The sequence below is a fragment of the Mycolicibacter heraklionensis genome, from assembly GCF_001021505.1.
GTDB lineage: Bacteria > Actinomycetota > Actinomycetes > Mycobacteriales > Mycobacteriaceae > Mycobacterium > Mycobacterium heraklionense.
Genome location: NZ_LDPO01000014.1, coordinates 70,553 through 91,958 on the forward strand (window position 1 = coordinate 70,553; position 21,406 = coordinate 91,958).

Annotated in this window: 19 protein-coding genes; 11 read left to right on the plus strand and 8 right to left on the minus strand. The window is 68.5% G+C overall.

The annotated features are described in order from the left end of the window. Positions 1–15: 15 nt before the first annotated feature. Genes ABW16_RS16225 through glnX form a run of 3 tightly spaced genes read right to left on the minus strand, consistent with a single transcriptional unit; the run spans position 16 to position 4,570 of the window. Entirely contained in the window at positions 16–2,268 is a 2,253-nt protein-coding gene (locus ABW16_RS16225) for a serine/threonine-protein kinase PknG (RefSeq protein WP_047320281.1), read from the minus strand. Further along, the gene (locus ABW16_RS16230; protein ID WP_109519630.1) at positions 2,268–3,254 is read right to left on the minus strand and encodes a glutamate ABC transporter substrate-binding protein; all 987 of its coding nucleotides are present in this window, start codon (positions 3,252–3,254) and stop codon (positions 2,268–2,270) included. Before ABW16_RS16230 ends, ABW16_RS16225 begins: the two co-directional genes overlap by 1 nt. Further along, the gene (gene glnX / locus ABW16_RS16235) at positions 3,251–4,570 is read right to left on the minus strand and encodes a protein kinase G-activating protein GlnX (protein ID WP_047320224.1); all 1,320 of its coding nucleotides are present in this window, start codon (positions 4,568–4,570) and stop codon (positions 3,251–3,253) included. The genes ABW16_RS16230 and glnX overlap by 4 nt, the downstream gene beginning before the upstream one ends. A gap of 165 nt (positions 4,571–4,735) precedes the next feature. Between glnX and ABW16_RS16240 the strand changes: the two genes are divergently transcribed. Then, on the plus strand, positions 4,736–5,197 hold the full coding sequence (locus ABW16_RS16240; RefSeq protein ID WP_047320225.1) for an NUDIX hydrolase: 462 nt from the start codon (positions 4,736–4,738) through the stop codon (positions 5,195–5,197). 103 nt (positions 5,198–5,300) lie between these two features. Here the strand turns inward: ABW16_RS16240 and thiE are convergent, their stop codons facing one another. Beyond that, the gene (thiE, locus tag ABW16_RS16245; RefSeq protein ID WP_047320226.1) at positions 5,301–5,969 is read right to left on the minus strand and encodes a thiamine phosphate synthase; all 669 of its coding nucleotides are present in this window, start codon (positions 5,967–5,969) and stop codon (positions 5,301–5,303) included. Between the two features lie 61 nt (positions 5,970–6,030). Between thiE and thiO the strand changes: the two genes are divergently transcribed. The 7 genes from thiO to ABW16_RS16280 all read left to right on the plus strand — a co-directional run bounded on the left by thiO (position 6,031) and on the right by ABW16_RS16280 (position 13,241). Next, on the plus strand, positions 6,031–7,047 hold the full coding sequence (gene thiO / locus ABW16_RS16250) for a glycine oxidase ThiO (protein ID WP_047320227.1): 1,017 nt from the start codon (positions 6,031–6,033) through the stop codon (positions 7,045–7,047). Beyond that, entirely contained in the window at positions 7,044–7,241 is a 198-nt protein-coding gene (gene thiS, locus ABW16_RS16255; RefSeq protein ID WP_047320228.1) for a sulfur carrier protein ThiS, read from the plus strand. Before thiO ends, thiS begins: the two co-directional genes overlap by 4 nt. Next, positions 7,234–7,995 carry a thiazole synthase gene (thiG, locus tag ABW16_RS16260; protein ID WP_082134151.1) on the plus strand — a complete coding sequence of 254 codons (762 nt, stop codon included), beginning with the start codon at positions 7,234–7,236 and terminating at the stop codon, positions 7,993–7,995. Before thiS ends, thiG begins: the two co-directional genes overlap by 8 nt. A 79-nt stretch (positions 7,996–8,074) precedes the next feature. Continuing rightward, a complete protein-coding gene (locus ABW16_RS16265; protein ID WP_047320229.1) occupies positions 8,075–8,833 on the plus strand; it encodes an SGNH/GDSL hydrolase family protein in 759 nt (252 codons plus the stop codon). Between the two features lie 36 nt (positions 8,834–8,869). After that, positions 8,870–10,369 carry a M28 family metallopeptidase gene (locus ABW16_RS16270; protein ID WP_109519631.1) on the plus strand — a complete coding sequence of 500 codons (1,500 nt, stop codon included), beginning with the start codon at positions 8,870–8,872 and terminating at the stop codon, positions 10,367–10,369. Next, on the plus strand, positions 10,366–11,823 hold the full coding sequence (locus ABW16_RS16275) for a M28 family peptidase (protein ID WP_047320231.1): 1,458 nt from the start codon (positions 10,366–10,368) through the stop codon (positions 11,821–11,823). The genes ABW16_RS16270 and ABW16_RS16275 overlap by 4 nt, the downstream gene beginning before the upstream one ends. A 131-nt stretch (positions 11,824–11,954) precedes the next feature. Continuing rightward, positions 11,955–13,241, plus strand: a complete 1,287-nt coding sequence (locus ABW16_RS16280) for a TetR/AcrR family transcriptional regulator (RefSeq protein ID WP_082134152.1) — start codon at positions 11,955–11,957, stop codon at positions 13,239–13,241. A gap of 82 nt (positions 13,242–13,323) precedes the next feature. Here ABW16_RS16280 and ABW16_RS16285 read toward each other — a convergent pair whose 3' ends face one another. Further along, a complete protein-coding gene (locus ABW16_RS16285; protein WP_047320233.1) occupies positions 13,324–14,808 on the minus strand; it encodes a flavin-containing monooxygenase in 1,485 nt (494 codons plus the stop codon). Positions 14,809–14,914: 106 nt separating this feature from the next. Here ABW16_RS16285 and ABW16_RS16290 point away from each other — a divergent pair, with 106 nt between their 5' ends. Together ABW16_RS16290 and ABW16_RS16295 are read left to right on the plus strand one after the other, a co-directional pair. Then, the gene (locus ABW16_RS16290; RefSeq protein WP_047320234.1) at positions 14,915–15,094 is read left to right on the plus strand and encodes a hypothetical protein; all 180 of its coding nucleotides are present in this window, start codon (positions 14,915–14,917) and stop codon (positions 15,092–15,094) included. A 93-nt stretch (positions 15,095–15,187) separates the two neighbouring features. Continuing rightward, entirely contained in the window at positions 15,188–16,189 is a 1,002-nt protein-coding gene (locus ABW16_RS16295; protein ID WP_047320235.1) for a beta-ketoacyl-ACP synthase III, read from the plus strand. Positions 16,190–16,200: 11 nt separating this feature from the next. On the opposite strand, the gene ABW16_RS16300 is transcribed toward ABW16_RS16295, so the two are convergent. From ABW16_RS16300 to thiC, 3 genes are read right to left on the minus strand one after another with little or no spacing between them, the layout of a single operon-like run. Further along, positions 16,201–16,851, minus strand: coding sequence for an alpha/beta hydrolase family protein (locus ABW16_RS16300; RefSeq protein WP_047320236.1), 651 nt, complete (start codon positions 16,849–16,851; stop codon positions 16,201–16,203). Next, positions 16,848–17,687 (minus strand): bifunctional hydroxymethylpyrimidine kinase/phosphomethylpyrimidine kinase, encoded by an 840-nt coding sequence (gene thiD / locus ABW16_RS16305; protein ID WP_047320237.1) that lies wholly within the window; start codon positions 17,685–17,687, stop codon positions 16,848–16,850. The genes ABW16_RS16300 and thiD overlap by 4 nt, the downstream gene beginning before the upstream one ends. Further along, on the minus strand, positions 17,687–19,339 hold the full coding sequence (gene thiC, locus ABW16_RS16310; protein WP_047320238.1) for a phosphomethylpyrimidine synthase ThiC: 1,653 nt from the start codon (positions 19,337–19,339) through the stop codon (positions 17,687–17,689). Before thiC ends, thiD begins: the two co-directional genes overlap by 1 nt. Positions 19,340–19,586: 247 nt before the next feature. Here thiC and ABW16_RS16315 point away from each other — a divergent pair, with 247 nt between their 5' ends. Beyond that, entirely contained in the window at positions 19,587–21,344 is a 1,758-nt protein-coding gene (locus ABW16_RS16315) for an MFS transporter (RefSeq protein ID WP_047320239.1), read from the plus strand. The last annotated feature ends 62 nt before the right edge of the window (positions 21,345–21,406 follow it).

Below are 21,406 nucleotides of genomic sequence, written 5' to 3' on the forward strand. Positions count from 1 at the left end.
CCATCGCAGCAACTATCAGAACGTGCTCATCGGCCGAACCGCGTTGGCCGTGTCGACCAGCCGGTAGCGATGCTCCTGGGTGGGCGCCAGCCGGGCCAGGGCACGCAGCGCCATCTCCACCCCGAGCCGCAGCCCGTGCTCGGTGAACGGGAATCCGAGGATGTGGTTCGTGCTCGCCTCGTGCTCGGTCAGCCAGTCCATGGCCGCGCCCAGGACCAGCGCCCGGATCTGCAATACCCGTGGTTCGGTGTCCGGCAGCGCCTCCACCCGGCGTGCGGCGTCCCGGATCTGGGCCTCGGTGATCTCGCTCGACGAACGTCCGGACAGCAGCGTCACCGCACTGGTCAACCGTGCGGTGGTGAAATGCCTTGAGGTAGCAGGCACTTCGTCAAGGGTGCGAACCGCTGCCGTCCGGTCGCCTTCTACCGAGAGGGCGCGGGCCAAACCGAAGGCGGCTGAGATCACGCTGTCGTCGGTACGCCACACCGACTCGTAGAAGCCGCGCTCGTCTTCTGTTCCGGCCAGCTCGGCGGTGGCGGCCAGGGCCATCTTCGGTGCCAGCTCGCCGGGGAACATGTCGAGCACCTCGGTGAAATCCTTACGGGCGGCCTCGTAGTCGCCGGTGAGCAGCTCGGCCACCCCGCGGAACCAGACCAGCCGCCATCGCCAACCCACCTGCTCGGCCAGCTCGTCGAGCTTGCTGGTGGCTTTGGTGACGTTGCCGAGATCCAGCAGTGCGCGCACCTCCATCAGCGGCAGTCCGATGGACTCCGACAGGTCGATGCCGTCGGATTCCAGCGAGCTGTTCCGCACGGCGCGCAGCGAATCCAGCGTCTGTACCGGCTCGCTGAGCTCCATGGACGACAACAGCGGGGCGGCGACGTCACCCGGGTCGATCAGCGGCACCTGCAGGGCGGTCACGATCTCCCGGGCCGTCAGGTTCTGGGAGTGCACGTGCCCGTCCAGGTAGACATCGGTGTGCGCGACCAGCAGGTGCTCACCGAACGTGGACCGTGACCGGGTGAACACCGTCGACAGCCCGGGCCGCGGTATCCCGGTGTCGCGCGCGACCACTTCGCGCAGCACACCCATCAGCTGCGCGGACATCTCCTCGGCGGAGGTGAACCGCCGGCGCGGGTCGGGATCGATGGCCCGGCGCAGGAGCCGGCGGTAGGAGTCGTACTTCTTCAGCACCGGGTCGTCGTCGGGCAGCCCCTCGACGTAGCGGCCATCACGGGTGCGCAGCTTCAGCGTCAACGCGGCCAGGGTCCGGCCCACGGTGTAGATGTCGGTGGCCACCGTCGGCCCGGTACGGACGATGTCGGGCGCCTGAAAACCGGGGGTGCCGTAGAGGTAGCCGAACGAGTTGATGCGTGCCACCGCGCCGAGGTCGATCAGCTTCAGCTGCTCCTCGGTCAGCACGATGTTCTCCGGCTTGAGGTCGTTGTAGACCAGGCCCAGCGAATGCAGATAACCCAGTGCGGGAAGGATTTCCAGCATGTAGGCGATAGCCTGTGCCACCGGCAGCCGGGTGCCGCGACGCTGTTTGAGCGACTGGCCGCCGACGTACTCCATCACGATGTAGCCGACCGGGTCGCCGTGGGAGTCCTGATGCTGGACGAAGTTGAAGATCTTCACGATCGACGGGTGGGTCACCTCGGCGAGGAACTGCCGCTCGGCCATCGCGATGGCCTGCGCCTCGGCGTCGCCGGAGTGCACCAGGCCCTTGAGCACCACCGGCCGCTCGTTGACGTTGTGGTCGACCGCCAGGTACACCCAGCCCAGGCCGCCGTGGGCCACGCAGCCCTTGATCTCATACTGCCCGGCCACCATGTCGCCCGGTTTCAGCTGCGGCAGAAAGGAATACGGGCTTCCACAGTGCGGGCACCAACCTTCCGAGGCGCCCTTGGCGTCCCCCGTGGAGCGGCCCACCGGCCGGCCGCAGTTCCAGCAGAATCGCTTGGACTCGGCCACTTCCGGGTCGTCCATGAGCGCGGCGAGGGGGTCGATCGGGGGAACCCGGGGGATCTCCACCAGTCCGCCGCCCAACCGCCGCCGCGGGGCGACGGTGCGCACCACCGTCGTGTCGTGGGATTCGGCCGAGCCTGGGGAGCTCGAACTCTCGCGGGGGCGGAAGATCGCCTGGGTCGACATCGGCCGGCGCACCGACGACGATTCGGCCAGCACGTCCGCCCGCTGGGTGGCCGGGCCGTCGTCTTCCAGCTCGGTTGCGGGCTGGTCCGGTGCGTCGTCGTCGCGGTCGGCCATCAGTCCGAATACCTCGGTGTCGGTGGCACCGGCGCCGGCCCCAGCACCGTCAACCACTTGCGGTACAAGGTGTTCCACGTGCCGTCGCGGCGGATGCGCTCCAGGGTTCCGTTGACGAAACGCACCAGCCCGGTGTTGTTCAGGTTGATCCCGATGCCGTAGGGCTCTTCGTCCATGCTCGGCCCGACGATGTGCAGATACGGGTCTTGGGCCATCAGCCCGGCCAGGATCGAGTCGTCGGTGCTCACGGCGTCGACCTGGCGCTGTTGCAGCGCCACCAGGCAGTCGGCCCAGTTCACCACCGAAACGATGATGGGCGCCGGTGAGATGTTGCGGATTCGCCGTAGTGAGGTGGTGCCCTGCGCCACGCAGACCCGTTTGCCGGAGAGGTCCGCGGCCTGGCGGATCGCGGAGTCCCGCGGCACCAGCAGCCGCTGATTGGCGACCAGATACACCGTCGAAAAGTTCACCAGCTCGCGGCGGCCGCAGGTGATGCTCATGGTCTTGACCACGATATCGACTTCGGACTTCTGCAACGCCGCGATCCGTTCGGCCGACGCCAGGATTCGGTATTCGACCTGCGACGGGGTGCCGAAGATGTCGCGGGCCACCTCCCCGGCGATGTCGACGTCGAAGCCGGTGATCTCACCGGTGATGGGGTCGCGGAAGCTGAACAGGTTGCTGCCGATGTCCAGGCCGACGATCAGCCGGCCGCGCTGGCGGATCTTGGCCACCGCCGCGTCGGCCTCGGCCTTGCTGCGGAACGGGCGCAGACTGGCGGTGGCGTCGCAGTCCTCGGTGCGCGGTTCGGGAGGCCGCGGCGCCTCGGGCGTCAGCTCCTCCATGCCGGCCGGGGTGGGCGGCGGCAGCGTCGGCATCGCGGTCGCCGTCACGAACTCGGTGCGGCCGCAGCCGGTCAGGCCGGACAGCACCACTGCCGCGCTCAGTGCGCACAGCAGCAGTCGAGGCCGACGGTGGTTCATCATCTGTACTCGTTCAGTCGAGGCCACAACCCGAGCGCGACCGCGATCGCGGCACCCATGCTGAGTACCGCGCCCCCTACCGGGGCCACCGACAGTACCCGGCGGGCGTTGAGGACATCGCCGCGCAGCTGATTGCGACTGTGCTGCAAGGCCTTGTCCAGGGCCGCGTCGAGCTGGTCGAACGCAGGAGTCGAGTCGTCGCCGCTGCCGCCCAGCGCTACCTGGGTGGCGGCCCGGTAATTGCCGACGCTGATATAGGCGTTCATCCGATCATTGGCCTGGCGCCACCGGGCCAGCAGCTGCCCGGCGTTGGCCAGGTCCGCCTTGTCCACGGCGTCGCCGCGGTCCAGGTAACCCTCCAGCTGCTGCTGCATGGTGTCGATGCGCTGGTAGAAGGTCTGCTTGCGGGTCTCCTCGTCACCGCGCCGGATCAGCGACAGGGTCTCGTCGGCACGCGCCTGCTGGGCGGTGATCGCCAGGTTGGTGATCGCCTTGAGCGATTCAGCGCCGGTGTCCTTGGCGTTGCGACTGCCCGCGGTGGAGATCACCAGCACCGTTCCGACCCAGATGACCATCAGCAGAATCGCCAGCCCGCCGGCGACCAGGCCGGGGTTGATCCGGCGCCGGGTGTGCCGGGCCAGCCAGCGGTGCGCGAACGCGCCGAACAGCACGGTGGTCGCCACCACCAGGATCACCGGGGCCGGCACCCGAGTCGATGCGGTGGTCTGAAGGTCCACGGTCGCCGAAGTGGCCTGGTAGAGGCGCTGGGCGTCGGGAAGGATGGTGTGCTGCATCAGCTCGGAGGCTTCCGACAGGTACGACGAGCCGACCGGATCTCCCGAGCGGTTATTGGTCCGGGCGGTCTCGATCAGCCCGGTGTAGACGGCGAGCTCGGCGTTGATTCGGCCCAGCAGCTGCAGCAGCGGCTCGTCGTCCAAACCGCCGGAGGCCCGGGTCACCGCCACCGCGGCGTCGGTGATGGCCTGTTCGTAGCGTTCCCGCACCGCCCGCGGTTCGCCCTGGGCGATGAACGCGGTGGCTGCGGCGGCGTCGGCGACCGACAGCGTGGTGTAGAGCTGCCCGGCGGCATAGGCCAGCGGCTCGGTGTGGTCGAGCACTGTGGTCAGGGTGTTCTGCCGGTTGTTGATCGCGGTGGCGGTGGCGAAGGCGCTGATGCCGCCGAGGGCGGCCAGGATGAGTCCGATGGCCAGAATTTTTCCGGGGGTGGTGGTGAAGAACCACCAGCGGGGTCGGGCCGGTTCGGTCGGCGACCGTAACCCCGCCGGCTCGGTTGACGGGTGCGCCAACTCAACGGTCACGTCTGTTCAGGCTCCATCCCTGTGGCTGCTCGCGGCACCAACGATAATAAAGGGATTCTAAGAGCGTGGGTGGTGTCTGCGCGGCCTCTCGGAGCGGTTGTTGTCGAAAACGTCGCGTGATCTCGCCAGAACCGAGACCTTGCCCGCCCCGATACGCTTCCAAGCGTGCGTGGTGACGGCGATGGGTGGGCGTTTTCCGATACCGGCGTCCGCTTCTGGGGCCGACACGGTGCGGCGGGCCTGCTACTGCGGGCACCCCGCCCCGATGGCTCCCGCACCGTACTGCTGCAGCATCGCGCCTGGTGGAGTCACCAGGGCGGCACGTGGGCGCTGCCCGGCGGTGCCCGCGACAGTCATGAGACCGCGGAAGAGGCTGCCATCCGCGAGGCGCAGGAGGAGGCCGGCCTGCCCGCCGATCGGATTGTCGTGCGCGCGGCCGTCGTGACCGCGTCGGCCAGCGGCACCACCTGGACCTACACCACCGTGGTCGCCGACGCCGACGAATTGCTTCCGGTGGTGCCCAATGGGGAGAGCACCGAACTGCGGTGGGTCTCCGAACACGAGGTTGCCGGGCTGCCCTTGCACCCGGGTTTCGCCGCCAGCTGGGACTTGCTGCGCGGGTATTGACCTGGGCGGTCACCCGGTCACCCCCCGCCCCGGCGAACGTGTACGCATTCCGAAAAATGCCCGGGCAAATCTCGCGCTCAGTGCACGTTCGGCGCGGTCAGGCTCAGAGCCCCGCCCGTAGCGCTGCCGCCGCGGCCTGCGGATCCTCGGCGGCGGTGATCGCCCGCACCACCACCACCCGGCGGGCACCGGCCGCCACCACCTGCGGCAACCGCTCGATGTCGATGCCGCCGATGGCGAACCACGGCTTGGGGTGGTGCTGGTCGGCGGCGAACCGCACCAGCTCCAGGCCCGGCGCAGATCGGCCCGGCTTGGTCGGGGTGGGCCAGCACGGCCCGGTGCAGAAGTAGTCGACCGGCTCGGCCAGGGCCGCGGCGACCTGGTCGCGGTCGTGGGCGGATCGGCCGATCAGCACCTCGGGCCCGATGACCTCGCGCGCCACCGGCAGCGGCAGATCGTCCTGGCCCAGGTGCAGCACGTCGGCGCCGGCGGCACGGGCGATGTCGGCGCGGTCATTGACCGCCAGCAGTGCCCCGTGCCGGCGCGCGGCGTCGGCCAGGATCTCGCACGCCGCCAATTCGCCGCGGGCTTCGAGTGGACCGAACCGCTGCTCGCCCGGCGAACCCTTGTCGCGCAGCTGGATGATGTCGACGCCACCGGCCAGGGCGGCGTCGGCGAACTCGGCCAGGTCACCGCGTTCCCGGCGGGCGTCGGTGCACAGGTAGAGCCGGGCATCAGCGAGTCGGGCGAGACGGTCAGAGCGTTTGTGCACACCGCGACGCTAGCGGCTAGCTTGGTGTGTTGACACGCGAGCAGGTGGAAGGGAGCAGCGCATGCCCGGACCCTCGCTCGGTTCGCTGGCCGTGATCGGCGGCGGCGTCATCGGGCTGTCGGTGGCGCGGCAGGCCGCCCGGGCCGGCTGGACGGTGCGAGTCCACCGCACCACCCAGTACGGCGCCTCCTGGGTGGCCGGCGGCATGCTGGCCCCGCACAGTGAGGGATGGCCGGGCGAGGACCGGCAACTGCGGCTCGGGTTGCGCTCGCTGGAGCTGTGGCACGACTTCCTCGACGGGCTGCCGGCCCAGGTCGTCACCGCGCGTGAATCGCTGGTGGTGGCCGCCGACCGGGCCGACGTCGCCGACCTGCGCACCGTCGCCGACTGGCTGTCCGCGCAGGGCCACCCGGTGGTCTGGGAGTCCGCCGCTCGCGACATCGAACCCCTGCTGGCCGGCAATGTGCGGCACGGATTCCGGGCCCCCACCGAACTGGCGGTCGACAACCGCGCGGTGGTCACCGCCCTGGTCGACGCCTGCGAGGAACTGGGTGTGCGTTGGGCCCCGCCGGTGGGTGATCTCGCCGAGGTGGCCGCCGACGACGCCGTGGTGATCGCCAACGGCATCGACGCCCCGGAGCTGTGGCCCGGCTTGCCGATCCGGCCGGTCAAGGGGGAGGTGCTGCGGCTGCGCTGGCGCAAGGGCTGCCTGCCGCCGCCGCAGCGGGTGATCCGCGCCCGGGTGCACGGCCGCGCGGTCTACCTGGTGCCGCGCCCCGACGGCGTGGTGGTGGGGGCCACCCAGTACGAGCACGGCCGGGACACCGCGCCGGCGGTCTCCGGGGTGCGGGACCTGCTCGACGACGCCTGCGCGCTGGTGCCGGCGCTGGGGGAGTACGAGCTGGCTGAATGCGCCGCGGGCCTGCGGCCGATGACACCGGACAATCTGCCGCTGGTGCACCGTCTCGACGAACGGACCTATGTCGCTGCCGGGCACGGTCGCAACGGGTTCCTGCTGGCGCCGTGGACCGCCGAACAGGTTGTGTCCGAACTACTTCCGGTTGGAGTACAGCAATGATCATCAATGTCAACCAGAAGCAGGTGGAAGTGGCCGAGGCGACTACGGTCGCGACGCTGCTGGCTTCGATGGGTTATCCCGACCGCGGCATCGCGGTGGCGGTCGACCACGCGGTGCTGCCGAAATCGCGTTGGACCACCGCGCTGGCCGACGGTGCCTGTCTCGATGTGGTGACGGCGGTGCAAGGTGGTTGATGACGCGAAGCTGACCATCGCCGGGCGGGAGTTCAGCTCCCGGCTCATCATGGGAACCGGTGGGGCGCAAAGCCTGACGGCACTCGAAGAGGCGTTGGTGGCATCCGGCACCGAGCTGACCACGGTCGCGATGCGCCGCGTCGACGCCGAAGGCGGAACCGGCATGCTGGATCTGCTGAGTCGGCTGGGAATCACGCCGCTGCCCAACACCGCCGGCTGCCGCAGCGCCGCCGAAGCGGTGCTGACCGCCCAGTTGGCGCGTGAGGCGCTCGGTACCGAATGGGTCAAGCTGGAGGTGATCGGCGACGAGCGCACCCTGCTGCCCGACGGCATCGAATTGGTGCGTGCCGCCGAACAACTGGTCGACGACGGGTTTGTGGTGCTGCCCTACACCAACGACGACCCGGTACTGGCGCGCCGGCTCGAGGACGTCGGATGCGCCGCCGTGATGCCGTTGGGCTCGCCGATCGGCACCGGGCTGGGCATCGCCAACCCGCACAGCATCGAGATGATCGTTGCGGCCGCCGGGGTGCCGGTGGTACTCGACGCCGGCATCGGCACCGCCAGCGATGCCGCGCTGGCCATGGAACTGGGATGCGATGCCGTGCTGCTGGCCACCGCGGTGACCCGGGCGGCCGACCCGCCGGCGATGGCCGCTGCCATGGCGGCCGCTGTCACCGCAGGATATCTGGCGCGGCGCGCCGGACGTATCCCGAAGCGGTTCTGGGCGCAGGCGTCGAGCCCCGCCCTGTGATGCCCGCCGAGTGTGGAAATCGCGACGCTTCGGCGGCGTGTCGCGTCGCCAGATTCACACTCGGCGGAAGTCGCCGGGTATGAATCGCTATGTCGCCCTGGGGAGTTCGATGGCGGCCGGCCCCGGAATCCGGCCACGTGTCGCGGGCGCGCCCCGGGCGTCGGGCCGCTCGGCGCACAACTACCCGCACCTGGTCGCCCACGCACTGAACCTCGAACTGGTCGACGTCACGTTCTCCGGTGCCACCACCGCCCATCTGCTGAGCGAACGCCAACACGGCGTGCCACCGCAGATCGAGACGCTCGACGGTTCGGAATCCCTGGTGACCATCACCATCGGCGGCAATGATGTCGGCTACGTGCCGCTGTTGGCGGCCGCGACGCTGCCGGGGGTCTTGCGGCGTCTGCCCGCCGTCGCCGGCCTGCTGGATCCCGGGCAGCGCGAGCAGGCACTGGGTGAGGTCGAAGCAGCGCTGCGGGCGGTCGGCGCCGCGGTGCGCAGTCGCGCACCGCGGGCCCGGGTGCTCTTCGTCGACTATCTGACCCTGCTGCCGCCCGCCGGGGTCCGGGCCGGGCGGTTGCCCGAGGACGTCGTGACGCTGGCCCGTCACGTCGCCGACGGGCTGGAGCGCCACACCGCCGCGGCGGCCGCAGCCACCGGCTGTGAGCTCGTCCGCGCCGCACAGGCCAGCCGGGAGCACCACCCGTGGTCGGCGCGGCCTTGGACGGTGGGCGCGGGCCTGCCGTTGCCGTGGCGGCCGTGGCCCTTTCACCCCAACGCCGCCGGTATGGCCGCGGTCGCCGAGTTGGTCGCCGTGCAGTGGGGCGGCCGGGCCTGACTTCGCGCCCGCCGTGCACCCACTAACGTGGGGGCGGTGGAGTACAAGTCGAAGTTAATCCCCGCCCTCGGCGTCGTGTTGGTCGGTGCGCTGTTCGGCGCCGGCTGCAGTCGCACCCCGGAAAGCACCGAGCAGGGAGCAGATCCCGCCGCGGCCGCTGAGTTCGCCAGCAGCCTGCGCGACAAGGTCACTGTCGACGCCATGATGGCCCACCTGCAGAAGCTGCAGGACATCGCCGACGCCCACAACGGCACTCGTGCCATCGGCACCCCGGGCTACGACGCCAGCGTCGAGTACGTGGCCAGCACCTTGCGCGAGCACGGCTTCGACGTCGAGACCCCGGAATTCACCGCCCGGGTGTTCAAGTCCGAACCGGGCTCGGTGCATCTGGGCGACAAGACCGTAGAGGCCCGTGCGCTGATGTACAGCGTCGGCACCCCGCCCGACGGTGTCACCGGCCCGCTGGTCGCAGCGCCGGCCGACGACAGCCCGGGCTGCAGCGCCGAGGACTACCAGGGGCTGACGGTCAAGGACGCCGTCGTACTGGTCGACCGCGGCACCTGCCCGTTCAAGGAGAAGATGGCTGTCGCCGTCGAGCTGGGTGCGGTGGCGATGGTGGTCGCCGACAGCGTCGACGAACCGAAGATGGGCGGCACCCTCGGCGAGCAGACCGAGGTCAAGGTTCCCGTGGTGAGCGTGACCAAGGCTGACGGCGCGATGCTGCGCGACGGGCACGGGGCGATGACGGTCAAGCTCGACGCGCACACCGACGACATCCCGTCCCGCAACGTGATCGCGCAGACCAAGAGTGGATCGACCGAGAACGTGGTCATGCTGGGAGCCCACCTGGACAGCGTTCCGGAGGGTCCGGGCATCAACGACAACGGCTCCGGTGTCGCCGCGGTGCTGGAAACCGCGTTGCAGTTGGGAGATTCGCCGCAGGTGCACAACGCCGTGCGATTCGGTTTCTGGGGCGCCGAGGAGCTCGGCCTGATCGGTTCGCGGAAGTACGTCGAGTCGCTCGACGTGGAACAACTCAAGAACATCGCGCTGTACCTGAACTTCGACATGCTGGGTTCGCCGAATCCGGGCTATTTCACCTACGACGGCGACCAGTCGCTGCCGGCGGACAAGCGGGGCCAGCCGGTGGTGCCGGAAGGTTCGGCCGGCATCGAGCGGACCATGGTCGCCTACCTCAAGTCCGCCGGCAAGGAGCCGCAGGACACCTCGTTCGACGGGCGATCCGACTACGACGGGTTCACCCAGGCCGGTATCCCGTCCGGCGGGTTGTTCTCCGGTGCGGAGGTGAAGAAGTCGCCCGAAGAGGCCAAACTGTGGGGCGGCGCCGCCGACGAGCCCTTCGACCCGAACTATCACCAAAAGGGCGACACCATCGAGAACATCGACCGCGACGAACTGGCCATCAACGGCGGCGGGGTGCCCTACTCCGTCGGGTTGTACGCCCAGGACATCAGCGGCCGCAACGGAGTTCCGGTGCGCGACGATCGCACCCGCCACGTCGTCACCCAGCCATGATCCGTCCGGCGGGAGCCCTGCTGGTCGCTGTTGGCGTGCTGGCAGGCTGCTCGCCGGAACCCGTCCAGCCGCCGCTGTCGAATCGGCTGGCCGGGCAGGTCACCGTTGCGGCCATGCTTGGGCACCTGCAGCGACTGCAGGAGATCGCCGACGCACACCAACGGAATCGGGCCGACGGCACGCCGGGTTTCGACGCCAGTGCCGACTACGTGGCCGACGCCCTGCGTGACAAGGGCTTCGAAGTGGCGACGCCGGAGCTCACCCGGTTGGACACCATCTCGGCCGGCAAGCCCACCCTGACCGTCGCCGGGAACGGATATCCGGTCGATCAGGCCTCGCTGCTGGTGCGTACTCCGGCCGGCGGGGTCAGCGGCCCGGTGATCCGCCCGACGCGGTCTTCGGGGTGCGCGGCGGCCGACTACCCGCCGAAAGTGCCCCGTGGCGGGATCGCGGTGGTCAGCGACGCCGGCTGCTCGGTGGTGGTCAAACAGAACGTGGCGGCCGAGCATGGAGCTGCCGCACTGGTCGTGGTGAGCCTGCCGAGCCGCAACGGAGCGCCCGCCGGACTGTTCCCGCCGGAGTACTACGACCAACTCACGATGCCGGTAGCCGTCGCCGGCCGCGACGGCGACAGCGCGCTGCGTCGCGCGACCGGGACGGTGCGGCTGGTCCTGGATGGCCACACCGTGAAGGTCACGTCCCGCAATGTCGTGGCGCAGACGAAAACCGGCTCGCAGAGCGACGTCGTGATGGTGGGCGCGCACCTCGACAGTGCGCCGGGCGGCCCGGGGATCAACGACAACGGTTCCGGGGTGGCCGCGGTGTTGGAGACCGCGCTGCAGCTGGGTCCGGAGCCGGCGGTGACCAACGCGGTCCGGTTTGCGTTCTGGGGCGCCGAGGAACAACAGCTCGGTGGTTCCAGCGACTACGTCTTCGGCCTCGACCGCGACCAGCTCAACGACATCGCGCTGTACCTGAACTTCGACATGCTCGCCTCCCCGAATCCCGGTTTCTTCACCTATGACGGAGACCAGTCCGCGCTGCCGAGCCGTGACATCAGCCCCGCCGACGTGCCGGTGGGATCGGCCGGTATCGAACGCACCCTGGCCGGCTACCTCAACCTGGTGGGCGTGCGGCCCGCAGACATGCCGCTGAGCAGTGACACCGACTACAGCCCGTTCGTAGTGGCCGGCGTGCCCGTTGGGGGCATCACCACCGGGGCCTCCCAACTCAAGACCACCGCCCAGGCCCGACTGTGGGGTGGAAAGCCCGGCGCGGCTTTCGACCCGAACTACCGCGGCCCCGGCGACACGGTCGAACAGATCAATCAGCACGCATTGGCGCTAACCGGCGCCGCGGTGGCCTTTGCGGTGGCAAACTATGCGCAGTCCATCGGCGGTCCCAACGGGGTCCCGGCCCGCGACAAGCGTCACCGGGCACCGCTGGGCCCGTAGTCCCGCACGGGGTGGGGCGTCGGTATACCGACGGGCTGGCTTTATATTGAGGCCGCTGTAGCCCGTTGACCCGGCTGTGTTAATAATGCTGTGCACGTGACAGAGCTGGCCTGATTTGATCGGGGGGGTGGGTGACCACGCTTGGTGCCACGAACGACCCTGGCGGACGCACTGGTGCCCGCATAAAGCGGCGCCCCAAGGACCGTAAGGCGCAGATTACGCGTGCTGCCGCCGAGACGTTCAGTGCACAGGGCTACCACGCGACCAGCATGGAAGCGATCGCTTCCAAGGTCGGGATCTCCGCGCCGGCGCTGTACCGGCACTACCCCAGCAAGTACGAGATGTTCTCGGTCGTCGTCGGCTCGCTCGGTCAGCAGCTGGTCGACTGCACTGCTTTCGTCGACGAGTTGTCCGATGCCGAGGTTCAAAGCGACGCGCCGGCGGTGTTGGAACAGGCCGTCGACGGGCTCATCACCTCATCGATCCTCAACCGCGAGGCCAGCGGGTTGTTCCGGTGGCAGGGCCGCTACCTGCAGCCTGAGGACCAGGCCAAGCTCATGACGCAGATGCACACGGTCGGTGCGCGCCTGAAACGGCCGATCAGCGTCATGCGTCCGGAACTCAACTCCTTGGAGCAGTGGACCCTGACGGTGGCTCTGGTCAGCGTCGCCGGCAGCATCATCGGACACCGGCTGCAGCTCCCCGACGATGAGATCAAGCCATTGCTCATCAGGGCGTCGCAGTCCGTGGTCGCCGCCCAACTGCCCCGAGCCGACGACATCGGGGTCAATCGGCCGTCGGTGTGGCGTATCTTCACGCCGGACGCCGGACCCTATGAGGCGCTGCTGCACTCGGCGGTCCTGTTGTTCGGCAAGCAGGGATATGCCGAGACCGGCGTCACCGAGATCGCGGACGCCGTCGGTGTCCCGGCATCCGGCGTCTACCGCTATTTCTCGAGCAAGAGCGACATCTTGACGACGGGGCTACAGCGTGCCGTGGACCGGATAGCCGGGGAGATGGCGGCTATCGCCGGTGTCTTCGCCGAACCGGACGAAGCGCTGCGCCGGTTGATCGAGGCATATGTGGCCACGGTGTTCGCCAACCCCGAGTTGGCGTCGGTCTATGACACCGAGCGGGTGAACCTGGCGCCGGCGGAGCGTGAACTGCTGCGCGATTCCGAGCGCGCGTTCATCGAAACCTGGGCCCGGCCGCTGATGGCGGTCAGGCCGGATCTGGACGCGATGCACGCGAAGTTCTTGGTGCATGCCTTGGCGGCATTGGTGGACGACTTGGGCCGGGTTGCCCGAGGCGGCGAGATCCCGGGCCAGGGGTTCCTGGCCGGAGGACCGGGTTACGCGCAGGCCTGCCTGCGCAAGCTGATGGAGTCCATCGTGTTCGCCGGGGTCGACGACAACTGAGGAGGCCGCCGAATCGCCCGGTTCATGAGGCGGTCCCAGCTTCGGCTCTCCTGCGTCGAGCCTCGCTGAATCGCCTGATCTATCAGGCGATTTCGTAGTCCTCCAGCGGAAAGCGCGAGCCGTCGCGCACCGCATTGCGCACCGTGGTGGGCCGCAGCAGGGTCGCTTCGCCGCTGGGGTTGTAGTAGTAGGACCGTGACGTCGTGCAGTCCCCGGCGTAGAACACCGTGTGGTCCAGCCTTTTGGTCATGGCGTCCAGGAACCGGGTGTTGGCGGCCTCGGTGACTTCGAACGTCGTCGCGTTGCGCTGCCGCACCTCGCCGAACAGCCGGCCCATGTGCCGCATCTGGTATTCCATGGTGTTGAAGAACGACAGGCCGGAGAACCCGTACGGGCTGGCCAGGCTCAGGAAGTTCGGGAAATGCGGTATCGACAGGCCCTGGTAGGCCTGGAACCGGGTCTCCCGCCACCACTTGCCCAGGTTGCGCCCGTCCCGCCCGACGATCTCGATCGCCGGGAAGTTTGCCTCCCACAGGTCATACCCAGTGGCCAGCACCAGAGTGTCGATGACGGTCTTGCGGCCGTCGACGGTGACGATGCCGTCCGGCTCGATCCGCTCGATGCCGGTGGTCTCCAGGTGCACATGCGGCTTGGTGAAGCTGCGGTAGTAGTCGTTGGACCAGCTGGGCCGCTTGCAGCCGATGTCGTAGGTCGGGGTCAGTTTGGCCCGCAGTTCTTTGTCGCGGATCTGGACGAACCGGTGGATCTTGCACGCGTCCATCCCGGCGATCGACAGCCGCCGGAACGCGGGATAGTTCAACACCGCGGTCACCGTCATGAACTCCAGCAGGTAGTCGCTGATGAAGCGCATGACCCGCTGGGTTAATGGGACCCGGGCGAACAGTTTCTGCAGCCACGCCGGGATCCGGAAGTCGATCTTGGGCGCCACCCAGATCGCGGTGCGCTGAAACACGGTCAGGTCCGCGACGGTCTTGGCCAGCTCCGGAATCAGCTGCACCGCGGTTGCGCCGGTGCCGATCTGCCCGACCCGACGTCCGGTGAAGTCGTAGTCGTGGTCCCAGGCGGCGGTGTGCACCACCTTCCCGGCGAAACTGTCGATCCCGGCGATGTCCGGGTTGCGCGGCTGGGACAGGAAACCGGTGGCGGTGATCAGGAACCGGGCGCTCAGCGTCTTGCCATCGGCCAGGGCCACCAGCCAGCGCTCGGCGTCCTCATCCCAGTGGGCGCCGGCGACCGTGGTGTTGAACCGCATGTGGCGGCGCACGTCGTACTTGTCGGCGACATGCTCGGCGTACTGCTTGATCTCCTCGCCGGGCGCGAACATCCGCGACCAGTACGGATTGGGCTCGAACCAGTACGCGTAGGTGGTCGACGGGATGTCGACAGCCAGGCCCGGGTAGCGGTTGACGTGCCACGTTCCGCCTAGATCCGCTTCCCGGTCGAGCAGCACGATGTCGTCATAGCCGAGCTTCTTCAGCTCGATGGCCGCGCCCATGCCGCCGAAGCCCGCACCCACGATGACGACGTCGAACTGCTCCATACTCATGAAAATTAAGGTACCTGACTCACCGGTAACCAGCGAAGCTCCTCGGCCCCCGGACGATGGGAGACAATGGGGCTTGCACGCTGTTCACGATTTCGAGAGGGCCGTTATGACCAGCCGCGATGCCGAAGCCAGCGACGCAGACTTGGCCGGCCAGGCAGTGCCTGCCGTCGAGGCCGACGACGAGACTCCGGGCCCCGAGATCACCCCCGGCGACAACGCCGACATCGCCGATGTGGTCGAGCAGCACCAGGGTGTGCCCTCGGGTGAGGACGACTACGACCGCTGAGCGCTCGCCGTTGCGGGGCCGTCTCCGGCGCACCGGGAGCGCTATGGTGAGACGTTTGAGTCAGCTGTTGGCCTACCACCGAGAGACGTCTTCTTGAGCGAGATTCGCCATCCTGCGGCAACGCGGCCGGTCGGCCTGCTCGGTGTCGGCGCTTCTCGCCCGGCGCGGGTGGTCACCAACGACGAGATCTGTCTGCGCATCGACTCCTCCGACGAATGGATCTACTCCCGCACCGGAATCAAGACGCGCCGGTTCGCCGAGCGGACCGACACCGTGGCGGGTTTGGCCATCGAGGCCGGCCGCAACGCGTTAAGCCATGCCGGGCTCGACGGGTCCGGGGTGGACGCGGTGATCGTCGCGACCAGTAGCAACTTCCGTCAAACCCCGTCGTGTGCGCCCACTGTCGCGGTCGGCCTCGGCGCACGGGGCGTGCCGGCGTTCGACGTGGCCACCGGGTGCGCCGGGTTCGGCTATGCCCTCGGGGTGGCAGCCGATCTACTCCGTGCACGAACCCTCAACACCGCGTTGGTCATCGGTTCTGAAGTGCTCTCCCCGACGATCGACATGTCGGACCGCTCGAACTGCTTCATCTTCGGCGATGGAGCGGGCGCGGTCGTCGTCGGTGAGGCGCCGGCGCACGGTATCGGCCCGACGGTCTGGGGCAGCGACGGTGAGAACTGTGAGGCGATCCGCCAAGACATCGACTGGATCAGCTACACCGAGCAGCCGGACGGTCCCCGGCCCTTCCTGCGCATGGACGGCAACGTGGTATTCCGTTGGGCAGCATACGAAATGAGCGACGTGGGGAAACGCGCCATCGCGGCGGCCGGGTTGCAAGCCCACGATATCGACGTGTTCATTCCGCACCAGGCCAACAGCCGGATCAATGCGCTGATCGCCAAGAGCCTTGAGCTGCGCTCCGATGTCGTCATCGCCAATGACATCGAGAACAGCGGCAACACCTCCGCGGCGTCCATCCCGCTGGCGATGGAGCAGCTGCTGTCCGCCGGCATCGCCAAATCCGGTGAGCTGGCTCTGTTGCTCGGCTACGGGTCGGGCTTGAGCTACGCGGCCAGCGTCGTCGTCCTGCCCTGACCCGCGCGGGTTCAGCCCAGCATTCGCAGCGCGGCGTCGACCGCCAGCACCGGTACATCCAACGTCTTCGACGCCAGATCGTGGCGAGCACCGGTGATCTCGACGACCTCGTGCGGCGCGGGAATCAGCGCGGCGGCAGCGCGAACCTCTGCGCAGGTGCCGAAGCTGTCCGAGCTGCCGTGCGTGAACACCGTCGGTACGCCGATCTGGGGCAGGTGCTCGGTGCGGGTGCGCTCCGGCTTGCCCGGCGGGTGCAGCGGATAGGAAAACAGTGTCAGCACGTCGACCGCAACGTCGCCGGCTGCCACCACCATCGAGGTCTGCCGGCCGCCGTAGGAATGCCCACCGACGATCAGCGGACCCTCGGCCAACGCGCGGGCATACCCGATCGCCGCGGTGATGCCCTCCCGATCTGCGGTGCCCGACCCGGACGGCGGGCCTTTGGGACGACGCCGCCGAAACGGCAGGTTGTAGCGGATCGCCAGGAAACCGCGACGCGACCACTCGTCGCAAAGTCGTTGCAGCATCGGTGAATCCCGGTCGCCTCCGGCGCCGTGGGTCAGCAACACCACTCCCGCGGGCGTGTCCCCCGCAAGCGGGAGGTGCCCCCAGTCTGGGCGATGCGCTAGCCCGTCCAAACCGGCTATTTCCTCCAGGCTCACGAGGCGTCCAGCCCCAACCGGAACAACGGCGAGACGGGTCCGTGCCCGTGGCCCAACGGGTAGGCGGCGCGCAGGCACTCGGTCACCCAGCGCTTGGCGAACGCCACCGCGTCCGGAACGGACAACCCGTGGGCCAGCGCGGCCGCCGAGGCCGCCGCGAGCGTGTCGCCGGCGCCGTGGTCGTCGCCGGTGGCCACCCGCGGTCCGGGGAATTCCAGAAAATCGGTGCCGTCATAGAGCAGGTCCGGACTGTGCTCCGCCGAGGGCAGGTGCCCGCCCTTGACCAACGCCCACCGCGGTCCCAGGGCATGCAACGCCCGCGCGGCCGCGCGCTGGGATGCGGCGTCGACCACCTCGATCCCGACCAGCAGCCGCACCTCGTGCAGGTTCGGTGTCACCAGGGTTGCGAGCGGAAACAGAGTGTCGCGCAGCGCATCCAGCGCCGACGACGCCAGCAGCGCATCGCCGTGCATGGAGGCCGACACCGGATCCACCACCAGGGGGACTGTCAGCCCGAGTTCTTGCCATGTCGCGGCCACCGCGGTGATGATCTGCGCCGACGCCAGCATCCCGGTCTTGGCGGCCTGGATCCCGATGTCGGGCACCACCGTCGCGATCTGGGCGGCGACGGTGTCGGCGGGAACCTCATGAAAGCTCTTGACTCCCACGGTGTTCTGCACCGTCACAGCGGTGACCGCGACGCAGGCGTGCACCCCGAGCAACGCACACGTGCGCATGTCGGCCGCAATGCCCGCGCCGCCGCCGGAGTCCGATCCGGCAACGGTGAGTATCCGTACCGGTGTCGCCCCCGGCGGGGCCAGTGGCAGGAAATCCACTAGGAGGAGATGGGCAGGTACACCCGGTTGCCGTGGTCGGCGAACTCGGCTGACTTCTCGTCCATTCCCTTCTGGATCGCGGCGTCGATGTCGTCCTGGGTCTGCAGGCCGTGCTCGTTGGCGTAGTCGCGCACGTCATGGCTGATCCGCATCGAGCAGAACTTCGGACCGCACATCGAGCAGAAGTGCGCGGACTTGGCCGGCTCGGCGGGCAGCGTCTCGTCGTGGTACTCGCGTGCGGTGTCCGGGTCCAGGGACAGTGCGAACTGGTCATACCAGCGGAACTCGAAGCGTGCCTTGGACAGTGCGTTGTCGCGATCCTGGGCTCCCGGGTGTCCCTTGGCCAGGTCGGCGGCGTGCGCGGCGATCTTGTAGGCGATCACCCCGTCCTTGACGTCCTTGCGGTCGGGCAGCCCCAGGTGCTCCTTGGGGGTCACGTAGCACAGCATCGCCGTGCCGGCCTGAGCGATGATCGCCGCGCCGATCGCCGAGGTGATGTGGTCGTAGGCCGGTGCGATGTCGGTGGCCAGCGGTCCCAGTGTGTAGAAGGGCGCCTCGTCGCACCATTCCTCTTCCAGCCGCACGTTCTCCACGATCTTGTGCATCGGGACGTGGCCCGGACCCTCGATCATCACCTGCGCGCCACGGGATTTGGCGATCTTGGTCAGCTCACCCAGGGTGCGCAGCTCGGCGAACTGGGCTTCGTCGTTGGCGTCGGCAATCGAACCGGGCCGCAGCCCGTCGCCGAGGGAGAACGTGACGTCGTAGCTGGCCAGGATGTCGGCCAGTTCTTCAAAGTTGGTGTACAGGAAGGACTCCTGATGGCGCGACAGGCACCACGCCGCCATGATCGAGCCGCCGCGCGACACGATGCCGGTGACCCGCTTGGCGGTCAACGGCACATACCGCAACAGCACCCCGGCGTGCACGGTCATGTAATCCACGCCCTGCTCGCACTGCTCGATCACGGTGTCGCGGTACAGCTCCCAGGTCAGTTTGGTCGGGTCGCCGTTGACCTTCTCCAGCGCCTGATAGATCGGGACGGTCCCGATCGGCACCGGCGAGTTGCGCAGGATCCACTCCCGGGTCTCGTGGATGTCCTTTCCGGTGGACAGGTCCATGACGTTGTCGGCGCCCCACCGGGTCGCCCACACCAGCTTGTCCACCTCTTCGGCGATCGAACTGGTCACCGCGGAGTTGCCGATATTGGCGTTGATCTTCACCTTGAACGCCTTGCCGATGATCATCGGCTCCAGCTCGGGGTGGTTGTGGTTGGCCGGGATCACCGCCCGCCCGCGGGCGACCTCGTCGCGGACCAGTTCTGCGGGAACTCCCTCGCGGGCGGCGATGAAGGCCATCTCGGCGGTGATCTCGCCCGCCTGGGCGCGCTGCAGTTGGGTGCCGCGGTCGGTCACCACACCCGGCCGCGGCGGCAAGCCGCGGTGCAGATCGATGTCGGCATGGGGGTCGGTGTAGGGACCGGAGGTGTCGTAGACGTCGAAGTGCTCACCGGTGGTCAGGTTGATGCGCCGGAACGGCACCTTCATGGTCACGCCGCCGGGAGCTTCGATCTCTCGGTAGGCCTTCTCGCTGTAGGGGATGGGCCCGGTGGTGACCTGCGGCTTCACCTGGACGTTCAAGACGTCGGTCATAGTTCTTCCTCTCCCTTGCCGGCATGACCCGGTCAGGTTCGTACGGTCGACGGCCCCGGCCGTCCTCTCAGCGCACTGGTTGCGCTCCCGCGGTTCTTGGTGATTTCTGCACTGGCGATTCGTGCACTGCCACGCTATCGCAGCACAGCAGTCGGCGTAAGGCGCCGAGGGTGCCCGACGAGAATTAGGTAACTGATCGTTTGCTTAGCTAACATATGTGCTCGGGGCAGAGTTAGCTGGGAGAGTGATGACGGCGCAGATAGAGCAGGTGAACACCGACGTCCAAGACCCGGGCGCCGTCGCCACCGCTCGCCGACGACTGCGCTACGACCGCGACCACCCGCGCTACAAGTGGGTCGCGCTGTCCAACACCACCCTGGGCGTACTGCTCGCCACCATCAACGGCTCGATCGTGCTGATCTCGATGCCGGCGATCTTCCGGGGCATCGGACTGAACCCGCTGGAGCCCGCGAACGTCAGCTACTTGCTGTGGATGTTGATGGGCTATCTGCTGGTGTCGGCTGTGCTGGTGGTGTTTTTCGGCCGGCTCGGCGACATGTTCGGCAGGGTGCGCATCTACAACTTGGGCTTCGTGGTGTTCACCGTCGCGGCGATCGCGCTGTCGATCGATCCGTTCGACATGGGCCGCGGCGCCCAGTGGCTGATCGCCTGGCGGGTGGTGCAGGGTGTCGGCGGGGCGATGCTGATGGCGTCGTCCTCGGCGATCCTCACCGACGCCTTCCCGGCCAATCAGCGCGGCATGGCGCTGGGCGTCAACCAGGTGGCCGCGGTCGCCGGGTCTTTCGTCGGTCTGCTGATCGGCGGCGTGCTGTCGGAATGGGACTGGCGTGCGGTGTTCTGGGTCGGGGTGCCGATCGGAGTGCTGGGCACCGTCTGGTCGCTGCGCTCACTGTACGAACTCGGTGAGCGGTCGCCGGCGAAGCTGGACTGGGCGGGCACCGCGACGCTCGGGTTGGGTCTGACCGTGGTGCTGACCGCCATCACCTACAGCATTCAGCCACACGGCTCGTCGCCGACCAGCTGGACCAGTCCGGCCGTGCTGGGTTCGCTGGGGCTCGGTGTGGCGCTGCTGGTGCTGTTCTGCTTCATCGAGCTGCGCGTTCCCGCCCCGCTGCTCGACGTGCGGCTCTTCGCGATTCCGGCGTTCGGGATGGCCAACTTGGCCGGGCTGCTGTCGGCGGTCGGGCGCGGCGGAATGCAGTTCATGCTGATCATCTGGCTGCAGGGCATCTGGTTGCCGCTGCACGGCTACAGCTACGAGTCGACGCCGTTGTGGGCGGGTATCTATCTGCTGCCCATGACGGCGGGGTTCCTGTTGGCCGGCCCGGTGGCGGGTTCGTTGTCGGACCGCCGTGGTGCCCGTCCGTTCACGGTCGGCGGCATGGTGCTGATGGCGGCGACGTTCGTGGGGCTGGTGCTGCTGCCGGTGGACTTCGACTATCGGGTGTTCGCGGCGCTGGTTTTCCTCAACGGCCTGGGTGGCGGGATTTTCACCGCGCCCAACAGTGCCGTGGTGATGTCCAGTGTCCCGGCCGACCAGCGTGGCGCGGCGTCGGGCGTGCGAGCCACCTTCTTCAACGCCGGTACGTCGCTGTCGATCGGAATCTTCTTCTCGCTGATGGTGATCGGACTGGCCCACACGCTGCCGGCGGCCCTGGGCGCCGGGTTGCAGCAGCAGGGCGTTTCTGCCGGTGTCGCCGATCAGGTGGCCAACACCCCGCCGGTGGGCAGCCTGTTCGCGGCGTTCCTGGGCTACAACCCCATCGCCGAGCTGCTGGGGCCCTCCGGTGCTTTGTCTGCGCCGGGTGTCGACGCCGAGACGTTGACCGGGCACAGCTTCTTCCCGCAGTTGATCTCCGGGCCGTTCCACGCCGGCCTGGCGGTGGTGTTCGCCGCCGCGGCCGTGATGATGCTGCTCGGCGCGCTCGCGTCGTGGCGGACGCCGGGGCGCTACGCCGTCGAGCCGCTGAACCTCAAGGACTAAACCGCGTCTCCAGGGCGCTGTTCGGCTTCGTTCCGGCGCTGCGCGTCGGTCGCAGAACCGGG

Bases quoted from the DNA above. Each gene is read 5' to 3' on its own strand.
- thiS (WP_047320228.1), top strand. From the start codon at position 7,044: ATGATCATCAATGTCAACCAGAAGCAGGTGGAAGTGGCCGAGGCGACT.
- ABW16_RS16230 (WP_109519630.1), bottom strand. From the start codon at position 3,254: ATGATGAACCACCGTCGGCCTCGACTGCTGCTGTGCGCACTGAGCGCG.
- ABW16_RS16265 (WP_047320229.1), top strand. From the start codon at position 8,075: ATGAATCGCTATGTCGCCCTGGGGAGTTCGATGGCGGCCGGCCCCGGA.
- ABW16_RS16285 (WP_047320233.1), bottom strand. From the start codon at position 14,808: ATGAGTATGGAGCAGTTCGACGTCGTCATCGTGGGTGCGGGCTTCGGC.
- thiO (WP_047320227.1), top strand. From the start codon at position 6,031: ATGCCCGGACCCTCGCTCGGTTCGCTGGCCGTGATCGGCGGCGGCGTC.
- ABW16_RS16225 (WP_047320281.1), bottom strand. From the start codon at position 2,268: ATGGCCGACCGCGACGACGACGCACCGGACCAGCCCGCAACCGAGCTG.
- ABW16_RS16315 (WP_047320239.1), top strand. From the start codon at position 19,587: ATGACGGCGCAGATAGAGCAGGTGAACACCGACGTCCAAGACCCGGGC.
- thiC (WP_047320238.1), bottom strand. From the start codon at position 19,339: ATGACCGACGTCTTGAACGTCCAGGTGAAGCCGCAGGTCACCACCGGG.
- ABW16_RS16290 (WP_047320234.1), top strand. From the start codon at position 14,915: ATGACCAGCCGCGATGCCGAAGCCAGCGACGCAGACTTGGCCGGCCAG.
- ABW16_RS16275 (WP_047320231.1), top strand. From the start codon at position 10,366: ATGATCCGTCCGGCGGGAGCCCTGCTGGTCGCTGTTGGCGTGCTGGCA.